General features: G+C 72.2%; 14 protein-coding genes. 3 read left to right on the forward strand and 11 right to left on the reverse strand.

The window, feature by feature from the left end:
* Window positions 1-667: 667 nt before the first annotated feature.
* The 11 genes from CCN72_RS01840 to CCN72_RS01890 form a co-directional block, all read right to left on the reverse strand.
* Window positions 668-1,420 (reverse strand): nucleotidyltransferase domain-containing protein, encoded by a 753-nt coding sequence (locus CCN72_RS01840; RefSeq protein WP_086806045.1) that lies wholly within the window; start codon window positions 1,418-1,420, stop codon window positions 668-670.
* A 4-nt stretch (window positions 1,421-1,424) separates the two neighbouring features.
* Window positions 1,425-2,432: an ADP-ribosylglycohydrolase family protein gene (locus tag CCN72_RS01845; RefSeq protein ID WP_086806062.1), complete on the reverse strand. Its 1,008-nt coding sequence runs from the start codon at window positions 2,430-2,432 to the stop codon at window positions 1,425-1,427.
* Between the two features lie 77 nt (window positions 2,433-2,509).
* Window positions 2,510-3,571, reverse strand: coding sequence for a pseudouridine synthase (locus CCN72_RS01850; RefSeq protein WP_086806046.1), 1,062 nt, complete (start codon window positions 3,569-3,571; stop codon window positions 2,510-2,512).
* A gap of 12 nt (window positions 3,572-3,583) precedes the next feature.
* Window positions 3,584-4,240: an SMC-Scp complex subunit ScpB gene (gene scpB, locus CCN72_RS01855; protein ID WP_086806047.1), complete on the reverse strand. Its 657-nt coding sequence runs from the start codon at window positions 4,238-4,240 to the stop codon at window positions 3,584-3,586.
* Window positions 4,237-5,220 carry a segregation and condensation protein A gene (locus CCN72_RS01860; RefSeq protein WP_086806048.1) on the reverse strand — a complete coding sequence of 328 codons (984 nt, stop codon included), beginning with the start codon at window positions 5,218-5,220 and terminating at the stop codon, window positions 4,237-4,239. Before CCN72_RS01860 ends, scpB begins: the two co-directional genes overlap by 4 nt.
* Before the next feature lie 17 nt (window positions 5,221-5,237).
* A complete protein-coding gene (locus CCN72_RS01865; protein ID WP_037658236.1) occupies window positions 5,238-5,774 on the reverse strand; it encodes a hypothetical protein in 537 nt (178 codons plus the stop codon).
* Window positions 5,759-6,892, reverse strand: a complete 1,134-nt coding sequence (locus CCN72_RS01870) for a ParA family protein (RefSeq protein ID WP_086806050.1) — start codon at window positions 6,890-6,892, stop codon at window positions 5,759-5,761. The genes CCN72_RS01865 and CCN72_RS01870 overlap by 16 nt, the downstream gene beginning before the upstream one ends.
* 426 nt (window positions 6,893-7,318) lie before the next feature.
* Window positions 7,319-8,443 (reverse strand): alanine dehydrogenase, encoded by a 1,125-nt coding sequence (gene ald, locus CCN72_RS01875; RefSeq protein WP_037658232.1) that lies wholly within the window; start codon window positions 8,441-8,443, stop codon window positions 7,319-7,321.
* A 136-nt stretch (window positions 8,444-8,579) separates the two neighbouring features.
* Window positions 8,580-10,667, reverse strand: coding sequence for a tetratricopeptide repeat protein (locus CCN72_RS01880; RefSeq protein WP_086806051.1), 2,088 nt, complete (start codon window positions 10,665-10,667; stop codon window positions 8,580-8,582).
* A 242-nt stretch (window positions 10,668-10,909) separates the two neighbouring features.
* On the reverse strand, window positions 10,910-11,539 hold the full coding sequence (locus tag CCN72_RS01885) for an NUDIX domain-containing protein (RefSeq protein ID WP_086806052.1): 630 nt from the start codon (window positions 11,537-11,539) through the stop codon (window positions 10,910-10,912).
* A gap of 83 nt (window positions 11,540-11,622) precedes the next feature.
* A complete protein-coding gene (locus CCN72_RS01890; protein WP_085564064.1) occupies window positions 11,623-13,272 on the reverse strand; it encodes a CTP synthase in 1,650 nt (549 codons plus the stop codon).
* A gap of 614 nt (window positions 13,273-13,886) precedes the next feature.
* On the opposite strand from CCN72_RS01890, the gene CCN72_RS01895 reads away from it, so the two are divergent.
* The 3 genes from CCN72_RS01895 to CCN72_RS01905 are packed head-to-tail and all read left to right on the forward strand — an operon-like array spanning window position 13,887 to window position 18,832.
* Window positions 13,887-15,689, forward strand: coding sequence for a glycoside hydrolase family 15 protein (locus tag CCN72_RS01895; protein WP_086806053.1), 1,803 nt, complete (start codon window positions 13,887-13,889; stop codon window positions 15,687-15,689).
* Window positions 15,690-15,740: 51 nt separating this feature from the next.
* Complete coding sequence (locus tag CCN72_RS01900) at window positions 15,741-17,123, forward strand: FAD-binding oxidoreductase (protein WP_086806054.1); 1,383 nt, start codon at window positions 15,741-15,743, stop codon at window positions 17,121-17,123.
* A gap of 56 nt (window positions 17,124-17,179) precedes the next feature.
* The gene (locus tag CCN72_RS01905; RefSeq protein WP_085564067.1) at window positions 17,180-18,832 is read left to right on the forward strand and encodes a PucR family transcriptional regulator; all 1,653 of its coding nucleotides are present in this window, start codon (window positions 17,180-17,182) and stop codon (window positions 18,830-18,832) included.
* Window positions 18,833-18,835: the final 3 nt, after the last annotated feature.

Below are 18,835 nucleotides of genomic sequence, written 5' to 3' on the forward strand. Positions count from 1 at the left end.
GTGCCGGTGCCCGTGGACGGGGGCCGCCCGGCGATTCGCGGCAACGTGCCGCCGGGCGGATCGGAGCGGCGGCCTGGTGGATTCGCGCGTACGGGAGCGGACGATGAAGGGCCGGGGCTGAGGCGCGACCTCGTCCGACCGCGCGGGTCGAGCCCGCGGGTTCAACCGGCGACTCGCGCAGGGACACCCGTACGGGAGGTGCGGACAGCGCACGACCGACCCCGCCCGGCGGCTGCGCCCGGCTACCGCACACGGTGCCCGGACCCGGTCGACCGGCACCCCGCTCGAAGGACTCCCGCACGGGCGGACGGCGCGCCCTTCCCGTGAGCCGGGCGCACACCCCGCTCACCCGCACGGGCATTCCCCCCGCCCGCTCCCTCGGAGCCGGCCCAGGGCCGCCCAGGTCCCGGGGGAGAACGACCCGGACATCCAGGCCACCTGGCCACGCGGGAGCCGACCCGACCCCGACCCCCCGATCAGCCGACCCGCAGGAGACGGGACACCACCGAGCCCGGTCCGGGTCTCACTGACCCCCCTGGCCGCGGCCCTCGCGCGCAAGACGACGGGTCCGGCGACCGCACGGCAGCCACCCACCCACGCCGGACCCGACCCGCCCACGCCGTCATCCAACCCAGGGGCACCCGCTCCGACGGCCCGCTCCGGTTGCTCAGCCGCCCAGCCTCACCCGCACCACGAAGTCATGCAGCGCCTCATGACCGGTCGCCGCGTCCGGCAGGGACGATGCGGACTGGGCGTCGTCGAGGGCGGTGTGCAGGCGTTCCACGTCGTCGGCGATGCGGGGCTGGTCGAGGCCGGGGAAGGTGCCGTGTTCCTGGGCGGCCTTGGCGGCGATCAGTTCGGGGATGTAGGTGGGCGCTTCCAACTCCTGTACCAGCGTGGGCAGATGGGGCTGGACCTCGCCGGTGCGCATGAGGTGGATGCCGGTGAGCAGGACGCGGAACGTGTAGAGCAGCGGCTTGAGTTCACCGGTCTTCTCGAACAGCCGCCACTGGGTCACCGCGAACCCCCGGTAGTGGTGGGCGTGATGGCTGGTGAGCACGCCCGGAGCGAGCGCGGACAGCTCGCGGTGCGCCTCGCCGGTGTGCACGACCAGCGGGGACAGCAGCTGCTCCAGCACATAGCCGTTACGGCGCAGCATCAGCCGTACGAACTTGCGCAGATCGTGCGTCACGAGGTCCAGCTCCGTGCCGTACCGCACCCACGTCTTCGACCGGGTCTCCTCCGGCTCGCGCAGGCCCAGGAGGTCCGCGGCGGGCAGCAGATGGACGCCTCGGAGGTCCACGTCCGAGTCCTGCGAGGGGAAGCCGTACAGATGGGCCCCGGAGACGGTGGCGAACAGCAGCGGGTCGGGCTGTTCGGCGACCACGGGCGCGAGGTCTATGTCGAGGTTGTCGATCATGGGCCTAAGCGTCCCAGAGTGTGCCGAGCGCCAACAGATCTTCCCGGTACTCGATCCGCTCCACCCAGTCCGCGGGCCAGGCGTCCACACCGAGCCGCGCGCCCGCGAAGGCGCCGGTCAGACAGGCGATGGAGTCGGAGTCACCGGCGGTGCAGGCGGCCCGGCGCAGGGCGGTCAGCGGCTCGTCGGGAAAGAGCAGGAAGCACAGCAGCCCGGTCGCGAACGCCTCCTCGGCGATCCAGCCCTCCCCGGTGGCCAGACAGGGGTCGTCCTCCGGGGAATGAGTCCGCACGGCCTCCCGGAGCCGGTCCAGGATCGCCAGGCACTCGTCCCAGCCGCGCGCCGCGAAGTGCTCGGGCGTCGGGTCCTGGGAGCGGGTCCACAGATCGCCGAGCCACATCTCGTCGTAGCGGGTCCGGTTCGCGAGGGCGTACTCCCTCAACTCCCCGACGAGCGCCGCCGGTTCGGTGCCCCGTGCGAGCAAGTGGACCGCGCGGGCGGTGAGATCGGACGCGGCCAGCGCGGTGGGGTGGCCGTGTGTGAGCCCGGACTGCAACTGGGCCGCGCCGGCGCGCTGTTCGTCGCTCAGGCCGGGCGCCAGACCGATCGGCGCGACGCGCATATTGGCGCCGCAGCCCTTGGAGCCGAGCTGACTGGCGTCCTGCCAGACGCGGCCCTCGTCCTCCAGCAGCCGGCAGGCGGTCAGACAGGTATTGCCGGGCGCCCGGTTGTTGTCCGGCGAGTGGTACCAGTCCACGAACTCCTCGCGCACCGGCCGCTCCAGCCGCTTCGGCGCGAGAAAGCCGCGCTCCATGGCGGTGCGCAGCCCCCGGCCGAGGGCGAGGGTCATCTGGGTGTCGTCGGAGACGAAGGCGCGCCGCGCGAGCGGCATCTCGCGCCAGGGCCCGAACTTGGCCAGAATCTCGGGCACCTTGTTGAACTCGGTCGGGAAACCGAGCGCGTCCCCCAGCGCGAGGCCGAGGAGCGAGCCGGTCGCGGGCCGCTTGGGCATGTACATCATCCCCCTTTATCGTCATCGTGACAATAAAGGGGGATGATGATCGACGCAAGGCGCTTTCGGAGCCCGGCCTACAGTTCGACTTCCTTCATCAGCATGCCGACCTCGGTGTTCGACAGCCGTCGCAGCCAGCCGGACTTCTGGTCGCCCAGGGTGATCGGCCCGAACGAGGTGCGCACCAGCTTGTCGACCGGGAACCCGGCCTCCGCGAGCATGCGCCGCACGATGTGCTTGCGGCCCTCGTGCAGGGTCACCTCGACCAGGTAGTTCTTGCCGGTCTGCTCCACCACCCGGAAGTGGTCCGCGCGCGCGTAGCCGTCCTCCAGCTGGATGCCGTCCTTCAGGCGCTTGCCGAGGTCGCGCGGGATCGGCCCGACGATGTGCGCGAGGTACGTCTTCTGCACGCCGTACTTGGGGTGGGTCAGGCGGTGCGCCAGCTCACCGTGGTTGGTGAGCAGGATGACGCCCTCGGTCTCGGTGTCCAGCCGGCCGACGTGGAAGAGCCGCGTCTCACGGTTGGTGACGTAGTCGCCGAGGCACTGACGCCCCTCCGGGTCCTCCATGGTGGAGACGACACCGGCGGGCTTGTTCAGCGAGAAGAACTGGTACGACTGGGTCGCCACGGTCAGGCCGTCGACCTTGACCTCGTCCTTCTCCGGGTCGACCCGCTTGCCCTGCTCGGTGACGATCTCGCCGTTGACCTCGACGCGGCACTGCTCGATCAGCTCCTCGCAGGCGCGCCGGGAGCCGTAGCCCGCGCGCGCGAGCACCTTCTGGAGCCGCTCGCCCTCCTGCTCGGCGCCGGGGAAGGTCTTGGGGAGCTTGATGTCCTTCTTGCCCGCGTACCGGTCGCGGTTGCGCTCCTCGGCCCGCGTCTCGTACTCACGCGAGCGCGCGGGCTCCGTACGGCCGCCCTGCTGGGGCCGCCGGGGGCCGCCCTTGGCGCCGCCGCGCGCCGCACCGCCGCGCCCGGACTTGGGGCCGTCCTGGGTCGCGCCGGGGCCCACGTCGTAGCGGCGCTCCTCGGGGCGGGGCTTGCTGGGCCGGCCCTGCCCCTGCCGCTCGTCCCGGTTGTTGCCGGCGCCGCGGTAGTTACCGCGTCCGCCACTCTTGCCGCTGCCGCTGCTTCGCATCAAAGTTCCGTCTTAGTCGTCTGCGTCCTCTGCACCCGGCGCGTCGGGCGCGTCCGGGTCGAACGACGGGACTCCCTCCTGGGTCTCGGCCTCGATCGCCTCCGCCTCCGGGAGGAAGGGCGCGAGTTCCGGGAGCTCGTCCAGGCCGCGCAGGCCCATCCGCTCCAGGAAGTAGTTCGTCGTCCTGTACAGGATCGCACCTGTTTCGGGTTCCGCGCCCGCCTCCTCGACCAGACCGCGCTGGAGCAGGGTGCGCATCACACCGTCGCAGTTCACTCCGCGCACCGCGGAGACCCGGCTGCGGCTGACCGGCTGGCGGTAGGCGACGACCGCGAGGGTCTCCAGCGCGGCCTGGGTGAGCCGGGCCGTCTGGCCGTCCAGGACGAGGCGTTCCACGGCGGGCGCGTAGGCGGCGCGGGTGTAGAAGCGCCAGCCGCCCGCGACCTGGCGCAGCTCGAAGCCGCGGCCCTGCACGGTGTACTCGTCGGCCAGCGCCCGCAGCGCGTCCGCGATCTGCCGCCGGGGCCGCTCCAGGATCCTGGCGAGGTGCTCCTCGGTCGCGGGCTCGTCCACGACCATCAGGACGGCCTCCAGGGCGGGCCGCAGCTCCAGCCCCGCGACCTCGCCCGGACCCGCCGGGGCGTCGGTGGTCTCGGTGGTCTCGCTCACGGCTTCGTCTCCTCCTCGGGCCCGGGCCGCTCGGGCGGCCGGTCGAACTCGTCGGTGACCATCGGCACCGCCGCCCCGTCCCCGCCGGTCCAGCGCACCAGCAGCTCCCCGAGGGCGGCCTCCTGCTCCAGGGCGACGGCCTTCTCCCGGTACAGCTCCAGGAGCGCCAGGAAGCGGGCCACCACGGTGAGCGTGTCGTCGGTGTCCGCCACCAGCACCCGGAAGCTGGCCTCGCCCAGCTCGCGCAGCCGGGTGACCACGACGGCGGCCTGCTCCTGCACGCTGACCAGCGGGGCGTGGATGTGGTCGACGTACACCCGCGGCTCGGGCCTGGGCTGCATCGCCTTGACCGCGAGCTTCGCGAACCCCTCGGCTCCGATGCTGATCACGACCTCGGGCAGCAGCTCGGCGTGCTCGGGTTCGAGGCCGACGGTACGGGGGTAGCGGCGGGCCTCCTCGTCGACCCGGGCGTTGAAGATATCGGCGATCTGCTTGTATGCCCGGTACTGGAGCAGCCGCGCGAACAGCAGATCGCGCGCTTCGAGCAGCGCCAGGTCGCCCTCGTCCTCCACCTCGGCGGCGGGCAGCAGCCGGGCCGCCTTCAGATCGAGCAGCGTGGCCGCCACGACGAGGAACTCGGTCGTCTGGTCCAGGTCCCAGTCAGGACCCATCGCGCGGATGTGCGCCATGAACTCGTCGGTGACCTTGGACAGCGCGACCTCGGTCACGTCCAGCTTGTGCTTGGAGATCAGCTGGAGCAGCAGGTCGAAGGGCCCCTCGAAGTTGGCGAGGCGGACCTTGAAGACGCCGTCGGGCGTCTCTTCGGCTGCGGCGGCGGACTCTTCGGGCCCGGCGGGGGGAGCCTCTTCCGGTACGACGGCCTCGGGCACCTCTTCGAGGACGGGTGCGCCCGGCCCCCGCCCCAGCGCACGCCGACGGCCGGCACCGGGGCCGGGGCGGGGGGCGTCGTTCGAGGTCATCGCCCCGCAGGCTACCGCTAACGCCCCCGCAGCCGCCGTACGAGGATGCTCGCGTCCCCGCGGGACTCCAGGTCGGCCAGCACCACGGCCACCGCCTCGCGCACGATGCGCCCGCGGTCCACCGCGAGCCCGTGCTCGCCCCGGAGCACCAGCCGGGCGTGCTCCAGGTCCATCAGCTCCTCGGCGGAGACGTACACCGTGATCTTCTCGTCGTGCCGCTCGCGCCCGCTGGGCCGCCGGTTCGCCGCCCGGCCCCGCTTGCGCGGCTCGGCGGCGGAACCGTCCGGCGCGGGCCCCCGGCGCCGGGCGCGGGACTCGGCGTCGGCCGGTTCGGCCTCCGCCGCCACGTGCTCCGCGCCCTCGCCGTCCCCGTTCCGCACGGGCACGGCCTGCGGCGCGTCCTCGGCGGCGGCCACGTCGTCGCTGTCCTGCGCGGGTGCCGGCACCCGGGCGTCACCGCCCGCGGCGCGCCGGGGCGTCGACGGCTGGAGCGCCGTCCCCCCTGTCGTACGGAAGAGTTCGTCGGCCCCCGGCAGACTCACTCGGCGTGACACCGGGCGAGCACCTCCCTGGCGAGCTGGCGATAGGCGGCGGCACCGACGGAGTTGGAGGCGTACGTGGTGATCGGCTCACCGGCGACCGTGGTCTCCGGGAAGCGGACCGTACGCCCGATGACCGTGTGGTAGACGTGGTCGTCGAAGGCCTCGACCACCCGGGCCAGGACCTCACGGCTGTGGACCGTGCGCGAGTCGTACATGGTGGCGAGGATGCCGTCCAGCTCCAGGTCGGGGTTGAGCCGTTCCTGGACCTTCTCGATGGTCTCGGTCAGCAGGGCCACACCGCGCAGCGCGAAGAACTCGCACTCCAGCGGCACGATCACCTTGTGCGCGGCGGTCAGCGCGTTCACCGTGAGCAGGCCCAGCGAGGGCTGGCAGTCGATCACGATGTAGTCGTAGTCGGGCAGCAGGGGCTTGAGCGCCCGCTGGAGCGTGGACTCGCGCGCGACCTCGGAGACCAGCTGGACCTCGGCGGCCGACAGGTCGATGTTGGAGGGCAGCAGGTCCATGTTGGGGACCGCGGTCTTCAGCAGGACCTCGTCCGCGGCCATGCCCCGCTCCATGAGCAGGTTGTAGACCGTGAGGTCGAGTTCCATGGGGTTGACGCCGAGACCCACCGACAGCGCGCCCTGCGGGTCGAAGTCCACGAGCAGTACCCGCCGGCCGTACTCCGCGAGCGCGGCACCCAGGTTGATGGTCGACGTGGTCTTGCCGACGCCGCCCTTCTGGTTGCACATCGCGATGATCTTCGCGGGGCCGTGATCGGTCAGCGGGCCCGGGATCGGGAAGTACGGCAGCGGGCGACCGGTGGGACCGATGCGCTCACGGCGCTGGCGGGCCGCGTCGGGCGCGAGCGTGGCGGCGTACTCCGGATCGGGCTCGTACTCGGCGTCGGGGTCGTAGAAGTGCCCCTCGGGCAGTTCGTCGTAGTCGGCGAGTGGGTTGTGGGGCGCGCCACTTCCGTCGCCGGCCATGGCGTTCACGTGATGGCCATCCATGCTCTGGTGTGCTGTCCGGGGCATCTGAGTTCCCAGACTCTGGTGGGCTGCGAAGGTGCGCACAGCTACGGAGCCGACAGCCTCGAATCCCGCGGGCCCCTGGCCCCCTGCGGGCATTCCTGGTTGACCACCCCCGGGAGAAAATGTCGACTCATTCACAAGTCGTCTTACCTCCTTGGTGACCAGGAAACTTCTAGACAAGGTCAGCGTGGCACCATGCCGACGGTTGGCGACTCTATGGCGTGTCGGCGGTCCGCAGCAACACAATCCGCCGGACCCGGCAGGATGTGTCGGCAATGAAACATGTCGCTGTCAAGGGCGTACGGCCGTCGCACAGCAGGTTTCACCGGGGTGCGAATCGGTTGAACGGTTACGTTCGAGGCGAGTTGACCGAGCGTCGCAAAGTGACCATACACACATCCGGCCGGACCTTGTCGGGCAAGGTCCGGCCGGGCGTGGGCGGTTGACGAGACGTGTTGACGAATCGCCTTTTACCGGTGGGCCACTGAGCGGCTCACCAGGTCGTGCGCCGGGTCGCGAGGGTCAGCCGAGCAGCGCGGCCAGCTCGATGTGCTCCAGGCCGTGGGCCTCGGCGACCTCCTTGTAAACGACCTTGCCGTCATGGGTGTTGAGACCCCGGGCGAGCGCGGCGTCGCGGCGCAGCGCCTCGACCCAGCCGTTGTTGGCGAGGGAGACGATGTACGGCAGCGTCGCGTTGGTGAGCGCGTTGGTGGAGGTGTTCGGCACACCGCCGGGCATGTTGGCGACGCAGTAGAAGACCGAGTTGTGGACCTGGAAGGTCGGCTCGGCGTGCGTGGTGGGACGGGAGTCCTCGAAGCAGCCGCCCTGGTCGATCGCGATGTCGACAAGGACACTTCCGGGCTTCATGCGGGCGACCAGCTCGTTGGTGACGAGCTTCGGGGCCTTGGCACCCGGGATCAGCACCGCGCCGATGACCAGGTCGGCCTCCAGCACGGCCTTCTCCAGCTCGAAGGCGTTGGACATGATCGCCTTGACCTTCGTACCGAAGATCTTGTCGGCCTCGCGCAGCTTGTTGATGTCGCGGTCGAGCAGGGTCACGTCGAAGCCCATGCCGACGGCGACCTGGGTGGCGTTCCAGCCGGAGACACCGCCGCCGATGACCACGGCCTTGGCCGGGGTCACACCCGGGACACCGCCGGGCAGCACACCGCGGCCGCCGTTGGCGCGCATCAGCTGGTAGGCGCCGACCTGCGGGGCAAGGCGGCCCGCGACCTCGGACATCGGGGCGAGCAGCGGGAGCGCGCGGTTCGGCAGCTCGACCGTCTCGTAGGCGATGGCGGTGGTGCCGGACTCGATGAGCGCGTCCGTGCACTCCTTGGAGGCGGCCAGGTGCAGGTACGTGAAGAGGATCTGGTCCTTGCGGAGGCGGTGGTACTCCTCCGCGATCGGCTCCTTGACCTTGAGCAGCAGGTCGGCGGCGGCCCAGACCTCGTCGGCGGTGTCCAGGATCTGGCCACCGGCGGCCACATACTCGGCGTCCGTGATCGAGGAGCCGAGGCCGGCGCCCCGCTCGATGACGACCTGGTGGCCGTTGCGCACCAGCTCGTGCACGCCGGCGGGGGTGATGGCCACCCGGAACTCGTTGTTCTTGACCTCGCGGGGGATGCCGACCTTCACGTCGATCACGGTCCTTGGCTCAGAGGGTTTGGGGGGTGCATTACGGATGTACCCAGACATGCCTAGGCATACTGGGAGACACCGCAGGAGCATGCGGCAGAGCCAGTTTAATGAAGGTGTTCCGCCTGTCTAGCCTTTCATTGCATCAATCTTCATTGGATGCACTGCGGATTTCGCAGGCGTTCGCGTCTTGTTCCTGGCTTGTGGCCTGCTGGGAGGGCTGCTCCGGTGCCTCCTCGCCCAGGAGACGCCCGGCCGTGGCCCGGTGCAACCGGGCCGCCGTCGGGTCGCCGAGGCGCTCCAGGGTGTCCGCGAGACGCAGCTGCAACGCGGCCTGGAGCCGGACGTCGTCCGCCCGCCGCGCCCACTCCACCGCCTCCTGGCAGGTGCGCAGCGATTCCTGGGGGCGACCCGCATACTCCTGGACCCGGGCGGTCTCGCTCAACGCCCGTGCCAGAGCGGCGACATCGCCGCCCTTGCGATAGGCCGCGCAGGCCGCCCGCCAGTTGCGCAGCGCCTCGCCGTAGCGGCCCGCGTAGGTGTGGGCGGTGGCGATCCGGCCGTAGAGCCGCGCGGCCTCGGCGCGCTCACCGCGGGCCAGCCGGTCGGCCAGCGCGCGCCCGAACCAGTCGGCGGCCCGGTCGTAGTCCCCGAGCTCCAGATGGGCACCACCTACGGATTCCATCGCGCGGCCGGTCGCGTACGGGTCGTTCGCCTCGCGTCCGGCGTCCAGCGCGGCCCGGTAGCGGGCCAGCGCGCCCTGGGTGCGGCCGGTCTGGGCGTCCAGATCGCCCAGGTTCAGCAGCGCCGCCGCCCGCTCCCTGGGCAGTCCGCGCCGCTCGGCGACATCGAGGACGAGGCCGTGCACGCCGTACAGATCGACGGCGGCCGCCTGGGTGCCGACATGCGCGGCCAGCGCCCTGACCAGCTGCGACAGCAGCCGTCTGGCCAGGGTGTCCAGCTCTCCGTCGGCCACCGCGAGCCGGGCCGAGGCCAGCAGCGCGGGCTTGCGGAGGCGCAGCCAGTCGGCGGCCGCGCGGGGGTCGGCGAAGCGCAGCGGCCGGGGCAGGCCCTGGATCTTCTCCCGGGCCCGGTCGCTGTCCGTCTCGGTGATGGCCCGGCAGGAGTGCAGCAGCCGTACGGTCCGCTCCAGCATCCGCGCCCGGGCCAGCTGGAGCTCCCCCGGGCGCTCCTGGGCCTCGGCCAGTGAGCGCAGCAGCGGATGCAGCCAGCCGGGGATGTCGTACTCGGCGAGCGGCGAGTCGACCGGGCGCAGCAGGCCGAGGGCGACGAAGTCGTCCAGGGTGGCGCGGGCGGCCTCGACGGAGCAGCCGGCCAGCGCGGAGGCGGTGTGGTCGTCGACCGGGCCGGCCGGGGCGAGGCTCAGCAGGCGCAGTATCCGGGCGGCGGGACCGGGCAGTTCCTCGTGGATCAGTCGGAAGATCCGGGCCAGCGGGCTCGCGTCCGCCTCCTCCGCGCCGTCCTGCGGGTAGGTGTGCATCCGCTTGGCGAGGTCGGCGACGGACGCCTTGGGGCGGGCGGCGAGCCAGCCGCCGGCCAGCACCAGCGTGGCCGGGTGGCCCTGGCACGCCTCCACCAGGCTCTCGGCGGAGCGCGGGTCCACGGTGATGCGGACCGAGCCGGTGTAGCGGGTGAGCAGTTCGAGGGCGGACTTGGTGTCCAGGCCGCCCAGGGTGCAGGGGCGGACGTCCGAGATGCCGGTGAGCGGGCCCTTGGAGACGGCCACCACCAGGCAGTCCGGGGCGTCCGGGAGCAGGGCGTCGACCTGTTCGGCGCCGGCCGCGTCGTCCAGGAGCAGGAGCTTTTTGCGGTCGGCGAGGGCGGTGCGCAGGGCCGCGGAGAGGTCGTCCTCGGCGGCGCCGGCCGGGGCGGGCACACACAGCGCGCCGAGCAGTTCGCGGGCGGCCCGCTCGACCGGTACGGGGGTGCCGTCGGGCTCGGCGAGCCGGGCGCGCAGCACCCCGTCGGGGTAACGGTGGGCGACCTGGCGGACGAGTTCCTCGGCGAGGGTGGTGCGGCCCGATCCGGGGCGGCCCGCGATCAGCAGCACCCGTGCGCGGGGGGCCTTGCGGCCAGCCAGGGTGTCCAGGCCCGCGCGCTCGATGTCGGCGCGCAGCTCCTTCAACTCCCGTGCGCGGCCCAGGAATTGGTCCCCGTCGGCCGAGGGCGCGGACAGCCGCGCATCGCCTGTGTCCACCGCCTGATCCGTCACGGGCCACACTCCCGTCCCACACCGCACGCGCAAGCCCGCCGGATCTTCCGGTACGGGCGTTCAAGAGCCTAGTTCACTCTCTGCGACGTTCCGCTCGGAGCACGACGGGGACGGCGGGGACATCGCCCGATCGGATCAGGCGATGGTCACACCAATGCGTGCGAGGGTCCCGGGGACGGGGTCCGGGCGACGGCGGCCGGCCCGTGCGGGGCGGGGCGGTCAGGACAGGGGAGGCCGGGCGGTCAGGAGGCGAACGGCCGGGCCGGCCAGTCCGCGTCCGCCGGGCGCAGCGCGTCCAGGCCGTCCCCGCCGCGCGCGGCCACCAGTGAGAGGACCCCGACGACCAGGCAGTTGTTGTGCACATCACCGGCGAGGATCCGGCGCACCAGCTCGTCGACCGGCACCCGGGCGTACGCCATGTCGGTCTCCTCGTGCTCCACCGCGAAGCGCTCGCCCTCGGCCTCGGACACCCCGCGGGCGAGGAAGATCCGTACGGCCTCGTCGCAGCCGCCGGGGGTGGTGTAGACGTCGGTCAGCACCCGCCAGTCCTCGGCCTTGACGTGCGCCTCCTCGTACAGCTCGCGCTGGGCCGCGTGCAGCGGGTTCTCGCCGGGCACGTCGAGCAGTCCGGCCGGGATCTCCCACAGCTTGTGCCGCACCGGGTGGCGGTACTGGTTGATCAGCAGCACCCGGTCCTGCTCGTCGAGGGCGAGGACGGCGACCGAGCCCGGGTGGACCTGGTAGTCGCGGTGGACCACCGAGCCGTCGGGCATGACCACGTCGTCGGTGCGCACCGAGGTCTTGTTGCCGACGAAGGGGGTGTCCGTCGCCCGGATCTCCCACTCCTCGGGGGTGTCCTTGATCGTCGTCATGCCCTGTCCTTCCCGATGTGCGCAGATGGCCGGGGCGCGCTCCGTTCGGATGCGCGCGCCCCGGCCACCGTACAGCGCCTGGGTTACTCGGCGATCTTCCGCTCGACGGCCGCCTTCACCAGACCGGCGAAGAGCGGGTGCGGGCGGGTCGGACGGGAGCGCAGCTCCGGGTGCGCCTGGGTGGCGACCAGGTAGGGGTGCACCTCACGCGGGTACTCGACGTACTCCACGAGCTTGCCGTCCGGGGAGGTGCCGGAGAACAGGATGCCCGCCTTCTTCTCCAGCTCCGCGCGGTAGGCGTTGTTCACCTCGTAGCGGTGGCGGTGGCGCTCCTCGACGTACTCCTTGCCCTCGTACACCTCGCGCACGATGGAGCCCTCGGCCAGCTTGGCCGGGTACATGCCCAGACGCATGGTGCCGCCCATGTCGCCCTCGCCGGCCACGATGTCCAGCTGCTCGGCCATGGTGGAGATGACCGGGTGGGCGGTGGCCGGGTCGAACTCGGTGGAGTTGGCGTCGGCGATCTCGGCCAGGTTGCGCGCGGCCTCGATCACGATGCACTGCAGGCCGAGGCAGAGGCCGAGCAGCGGGATCTTGTTCTCGCGGGCGTAGCGGATGGCGCCAACCTTGCCGAGCACACCGCGGTCGCCGAAGCCGCCCGGGATGCAGATGCCGTCGACGCCGGCGAGCTGCGCCTTGGCGCCGGCCGGGGTCTTGCAGTCGTCGGAGGTGACCCACTTGATCTTGACGCGGGCGCGGTTGGCGAAGCCGCCGGCGCGCAGCGCCTCGGTGACCGACAGATAGGCGTCGGGCAGGTCGATGTACTTGCCGACCAGGGCGAGGGTGACCTCGTGGTCGGGGTTGTGGACGCGGTCCAGCAGATCGTCCCAGGTCGTCCAGTCCACGTCACGGAAGGGCAGGTCCAGCTTGCGCACCACGTAGGCGTCCAGGCCCTCGGTGTGCACGACCTTCGGGATGTCGTAGATCGAACGGGCGTCCGGGCAGGCGACGACCGCGGCCTCGTCGACGTCGCACATCAGCGAGATCTTGCGCTTGATGGCGGTGGGGACCTCGCGGTCGCAGCGCAGCACGATGGCGTCCGGCTGGATACCGATGTTGCGCAGGGCGGCGACCGAGTGCTGGGTCGGCTTGGTCTTCAGCTCGCCGGAGGGGCCGATGTAGGGCAGCAGGGAGATGTGCACCACGAAGACGTTGTCCCGGCCCACCTCGTGGCGGACCTGGCGGACGGTCTCCAGGAACGGCAGCGACTCGATGTCGCCGACGGTGCCGCCGACCTCGGTGATGACGACGTCCACCTCGTCGGTGGCCATGCGCCGGATGCGGTGCTTGATCTCGTTGGTGATGTGCGGAATGACCTGCACGGTGTCGCCGAGGTACTCGCCGCGGCGCTCCTTGGCGATCACCGTCGAGTAGACCTGGCCGGTGGTGACGTTGGCCGAGCCGTCGAGGTCGCGGTCGAGGAAGCGCTCGTAGTGGCCGATGTCCAGGTCGGTCTCGGCGCCGTCGTTGGTGACGAACACCTCACCGTGCTGGAAGGGGTTCATCGTGCCCGGGTCGACGTTCAGGTACGGGTCGAGCTTCTGCATCACGACGCGCAGTCCGCGGGCCTTGAGCAGCATGCCCAGGCTGGAGGCGGTGAGGCCCTTGCCGAGCGAGGAGGCGACACCCCCGGTGACGAAGATGTGCTTGGTCGTCGTGGATTTGGGCGGCATGGCCAAGAGGGGGCTCCCGTGGTCGCTGGCTGTCGTGCGGTGCGGCTGTACGTCCCGGATCGCTCCGAGGGTGCCGTCGCTGCGGTTCGGGGGTTTTGGGCCCACCGGTCCACGGGCTACCAGGGTATCAGCGCCCGGAGGCGATGGCTTCCGGCCACGCTCCGTACACGGATGCGTCGACTTTCGGCCACCTTCCGCACGGGGGTGCGCACGGTGGAGCCCGCACCGGGCCGTACCGGGGAGGTACGACGCCACAGCTCCCCCAGGCGTCCGGGGCATGAGCACAGTCCCGGTGGGCACACACGATCATCACCGGGGGGTCACTCGTTCGGCTCACACGGGTTGCCCGGAGCGGCACGCGGATCCTGTGGGTGCGTCGTATCCTGCTCGGACATTCCCTGCCGGGCCCGGCCGGACGACGGCACACCCCCGCCTGGATCCCCCGGAACAACGAGAGCGCGGCAGTTCGTTGAGCAAAGACTGTCGTTTTGCCTCAGGGCTCGGCGGGCTGCTTTGCTTCACCGCTCAACGACGCACAACAACGAACCCTTGACCGCACTAGCGACAGCCCCCTCGCGCGGGGGTGTGACGTGGCCGTTCGACTGGAGTTGCACGTGGCCGGGCGCATCGAAGACTACGCACTCATCGGAGACATGCAGACCGCCGCACTGGTCTGCCGGGACGGCACGGTGGACTGGCTGTGCCTGCCCCGCTTCGACTCGCATGCCATCTTCGCCGGCCTGCTGGGCACCGAGGAGCACGGCTTCTGGCGGCTCGGTCCGGCGCACGCGGCCGACGCCCAGCCGCCCACGGCGGCCCGCCGGGGCTACCGGGGCGACTCGCTGATCCTGGAATCGGAGTGGGACACCCCGCGCGGCACGGTCCGCGTGACCGATTTCATGCCCCCGCGTGACGGCGCGCCCCAGCTGATCCGGATCGTGGAGGGCGTCACCGGCCGGGTGCCGATGCGCTCGGCGCTGCGGATGCGTTTCTCCTACGGCCGGGTCGTGCCCTGGGTGCACAAGCACGAGGGCCGCACGGTCGCCGTCGCCGGGCCCGACTCGGTGTGGTTCGACACCGAGGTCGAGACCTACGGGAAGTCCCTGACGACGTACGCCGACTTCACGGTCGCCCCGGGTGACCGGATCGCGTTCACGATCTCCTGGGAGCCCTCGCACAAGCGGCCGCCCGCCCTGCCGGAGCCCGAGCAGTCGCTGGAGGCGACGGAGAGCTTCTGGCGCGAGTGGGTCGAGCAGTGCACGTACCACGGGCCGTACCGCGAGGCCGTGGTCCGCTCGCTGATCACCCTGAAGGCGCTGACGTACGCGCCCACCGGCGGCATCGTCGCGGCCCCCACCACCTCGCTGCCCGAGGACATCGGGGGCGTGCGCAACTGGGACTACCGCTACACCTGGCTGCGCGATGCCGCGATCACCCTGTCCTCGCTGCTGCGCACCGGCTATCGCGAGGAGGCCCGCGCCTGGCGCGAGTGGCTGCTGCGCGCGGTCGCGGGCGACCCGGAGAACCTCCAGATCATGTACGGCATCGCGGGCGAGCGCGAGCTGGGCGAGGCCGAGCTGGACTGGCTGCCCGGCTACGAGGACTCGGCCCCGGTCCGGGTCGGCAACGGCGCGGCCCACCAGCTCCAGCTGGATGTGTACGGCGAGGTCACCGAGGCCCTGCACCTGGCCCATATGACCGGCCTCGCCCGCAACGACTACGCGTCCCTGCTCCAGCTGAAGCTGATCCGCTACCTGGAGGACCACTGGCAGGAGCCGGACGAGGGCATCTGGGAGGTGCGCGGCCCGCGCCGGCACTTCGTGCACTCCAAGGTGATGGCCTGGGTCGCGGTGGACCGCACCATCAAGCTGATCGAGTCCGGTGACGCGGACGGCCCGCTGGAGCGCTGGCGCGAACTGCGCGACGACATCCACCGGGACGTGTGCGAGAGGGGCTACGACAAGGAGCGCAACACCTTCACCCAGTCCTACGGCTCCCAGGAGCTGGACGCCTCCCTGCTGCTGATCCCGCAGATGGGCTTCCTGCCGCCGGACGACAAGCGTGTGATCGGCACCATCGAGGCGATCCAGCGCGAGCTGTCCACCTCCGACGGCTTCATCCTGCGCTACCCCACCGAGGGCCAGTCCGAGGGTGTGGACGGTCTGCCGGGCGACGAGGGCGCGTTCCTCGCCTGCTCGTTCTGGATGGCCGACGACCTCGCGATGATCGGCCGCGTCGACGAGGCCCGCAAGCTGTTCGAGAAGCTGCTCGCGCTGCGCAACGACCTCGGGCTGCTCGCCGAGGAGTGGGACCCGCGGCTGCAACGCCAGGTGGGCAACTTCCCGCAGGCGTTCAGCCATGTGCCGCTGATCGACACGGCACTGCGGCTGACGGCGTCGGGGGCGTACGGGGGTTAGCCGCCCTAGGCTGGAAGCGCATGAATCCCCCTTCCCGGAAGGGGGCCTGCCATGGCGCCCCGTTCCAAGGCCCGTGCCGCCCTCGCCGCTCTCCGTGCGGATCTCGCCGGCGACGTCCTCGCCCCGGAGGACCCCGGCTACGACGCCGCCCGTGCCGTCTTCAACGCGATGATCGACCGGCGCCCGGCCGTGATCGCGCGGTGCGCGGGCGCCGCCGACGCCGTCCGCGCGGTGCGCTTCGCAAGGGAGCTGGATCTGCCGGTCGCGGTGCGCGGCGGCGGGCACGGTGTGGCGGGCGCCGCGCTCGGGGACGGCGCGCTCGTGGTGGATCTGCGCCGGATGCGCGGGGTCACGGTCGACCCGGTGGCGCAGGCGGTGCGCGTGGAGGGCGGGGCCACGATGAGCGAGCTGGACCGGGCGACCCAGCCGTACGCGCTGGCGACGACCGGGGCCCGGGACTCCACCACGGGGGTCGGCGGGTACGTCCTCGGCGGTGGCACCGGCTGGCTGGACCGCGCGTTCGGGCCGGCCGTGGACAACTTCCTCGGGGTGGAGCTGGTGACCGCGGACGCCGAGCGGACGCACGCGAGCGCCGATGAGAACCCGGAGCTGTTCTGGGCGCTGCACGGCGGGGGCGGCAACTTCGGCGTCGCCACCGCGCTCACCCTGGAACTGCACGAACTCCCGCTGTTCTGCGTGGCGTCGCTGCTCTTCCTGCCGGAGTACGGCCCCCCGGTGGTGCGCGCCTTCCGGGAGGTCCTGCGCACCGGACCGGACGCGCTCGGCGGGGCGGTGCTGTACCTCACCGGCCCTCCCGCGGACTTCGTACCGCCGCCTCTGGTGGGCCGACGGCTGTGCCTGGCCCTGCTGACCTACGCGGGCGGCGAGGAGGAGCTGCGGAGACTCGCCGGACCGCTGCTGGCGACGCCGCACGAGGCCCAGGTCCTGGGCGCGCTGCCGTACGCCGAGGCCCAGCGCCTGCTGGACACCCCGGCCGGGCTGCGGAACCACTGGTCGGCGGAGTGCCTCGGCTCGTTGCCGGACGACGCGGTGGACGCCTACTGCGCCCTCGGCGAGGGCATGCCGGCCCCGACCCTCACCCGGCACGCGCTGCTTCCCCAGGGCGGGGCGCTCGCATCCGGTCCGCACACCTACCCGGTGCCGTACCGGGACGCGCCCTGGGCCGTGCACCCGGCCGGCAGCTGGGCGGACCCGGCGGACGACGAGCGGTGCGTCGGCTGGGTGCGCGAGGTGCGGGAGGCCGTCCGGCCCTGGAGCACCGGTGACGTGTATCTGAACTTCATCGGCGACGAGGGCCCCGAGCGGGTCCGGGCGGGCCTGGGCGCGGGCAACACGCTGCGCCTGGAGAAGGTGAAACGGCGCTACGACCCCGACAACGTCTTCCGGTTCAACCACAACATCAGGCCGGTGTAGCACTCGCCCGCACACGGAGATGTCCCTGAGACGTTTTCGCAGGTAGCGTCCGCTTCATGGACAGCGGTACGGACAGCAGACCCGACACCCACGGCGCGGGCATCACCGTTCAGCGGGCCCTGGAGCTGCCCGGACTGCGCAGCGGGCTGCCGGAGATCATCGCGGGCGCGGACCGGCTCAGCCGTACCGTGCGCTGGGTGCACGCGGGCGAGGTGCCGAACATCGCCTCGTTGCTCAAGGGCGGCGAGCTGCTGCTCACCACGGGCTACGGCCTGGGCACCCGGCCGGCCGAGCAGCGGGCGTTCGTGCGCACGCTGGCCGAGCGCGGGATCGCGGCGCTGGTGGTGGAGCTGGGCCCGCGCTTCAGCCGGCTGCCGGCCGCGCTGGTGGACACCGCGCGCGCGGCCAATCTGCCGCTGGTGCAGCTGCATCGCGAGGTGCCGTTCGTGGCGGTCACCGAGGAGATCCACACCGAGATCGTCAACGGCCACTACGCGCTGCTCCAGCGGGCCGAGGAGGTGCACCGGCGCTGCACCGAGGCGCTGCTGGGCGGGGGCGGGGTGCCGCAGGTGCTGGGCATCCTGGCCGGGTTCAGCGGCAACCCGGTGTTCCTGGAGACCGCCGACGGCCGGCTGCTGTACGCGGCCGGCGAGGGGCCCGAGGGCGCGGACCCGCTCCAGGTGTGGGAGGGCCTGCGCGGCCCGCACAAGGACGCGCCGCCGCCGCCCGCCGGTTCGGTGCTGGTGGACGTCCCCGGCGGCGGTCCCGGTACGGGTGGTTCCGTGCGCGCCCGCCTTGTGCTGCTGCCGGTGCGCTCGCCGCTGTCGCCGGTGCACCGGATCGCCGCGGAGCGGGCCGCCGGCATCCTCGCCGTGGTGCTGATGCAGGCCCGGCAGGAGGAGGAGCTGGCGGCGCGCGGGCGCGGTGACTTCCTCACCGATCTCGCCGAGGGCCGGGTCTCCGCGGAGGACGCGCCCGCACAGGCCCGGGTGCTGGGCTTCAAGCCCGGCGGGAGCCCGCTGCTGCCGGTGGTGATGCGGGTCGGCGACCCCCTCTCCCCCGCCGGGGGCGGCTGGGCGGTGCTCGCCCGCGCGGTCTCCGAGGAGCTGGCCGCGGTGGGCGTGCCGGTGCTGCTGGGCGTACGGCCGGTGGAGGGCCGGGTGCTGGTGCTGCTCGGGCTGCGCTCGGAGTCGGAGCGCGCGGCGGTCGCGGACCGGGTGGCGGCGGCGCTGCGGGCCGGGGTCGAGCGCGCCGGGATGCGGCGGCCCGGCACTCCCCCGCCGGTGGTGGTCGTCGGCATGGCGGGCGGCTGGGCGGCGGCCTCGGCGGGGCTGCGGCACGCGGCGGAGACGGCGACGGCCGCGCAGGGCCTGACCGACCGGCCCTGGTACGACGCCCGCCGCCTCGACATCGACCTGCTGCTGTGGCGGCTGCGCGACCATCCGGATCTCGCGGCCTTCGTGGACCGGGCGATCGGCCCGCTGCGCGACCACGACCGGCGGTCCAAGCCGCCGCTGCTGCCCACCCTGGAGACGTATCTCGCGCACGCGGGCCGCAAGGCGGAGACCGCCCGCGAACTCCATCTGAACCGGCAGACGCTGTACAACCGCCTCGCCCGCATCGGCGAGTTGCTGGGCACCGACCTCGACGACCCGCAGACCGTCCTGGCGTTGAGCCTCGCACTGCGCGCCCGGCGCCACGCGCCGTAACGT

The sequence above is a fragment of the Streptomyces murinus genome (assembly GCF_002154555.1).
GTDB lineage: Bacteria > Actinomycetota > Actinomycetes > Streptomycetales > Streptomycetaceae > Streptomyces > Streptomyces murinus.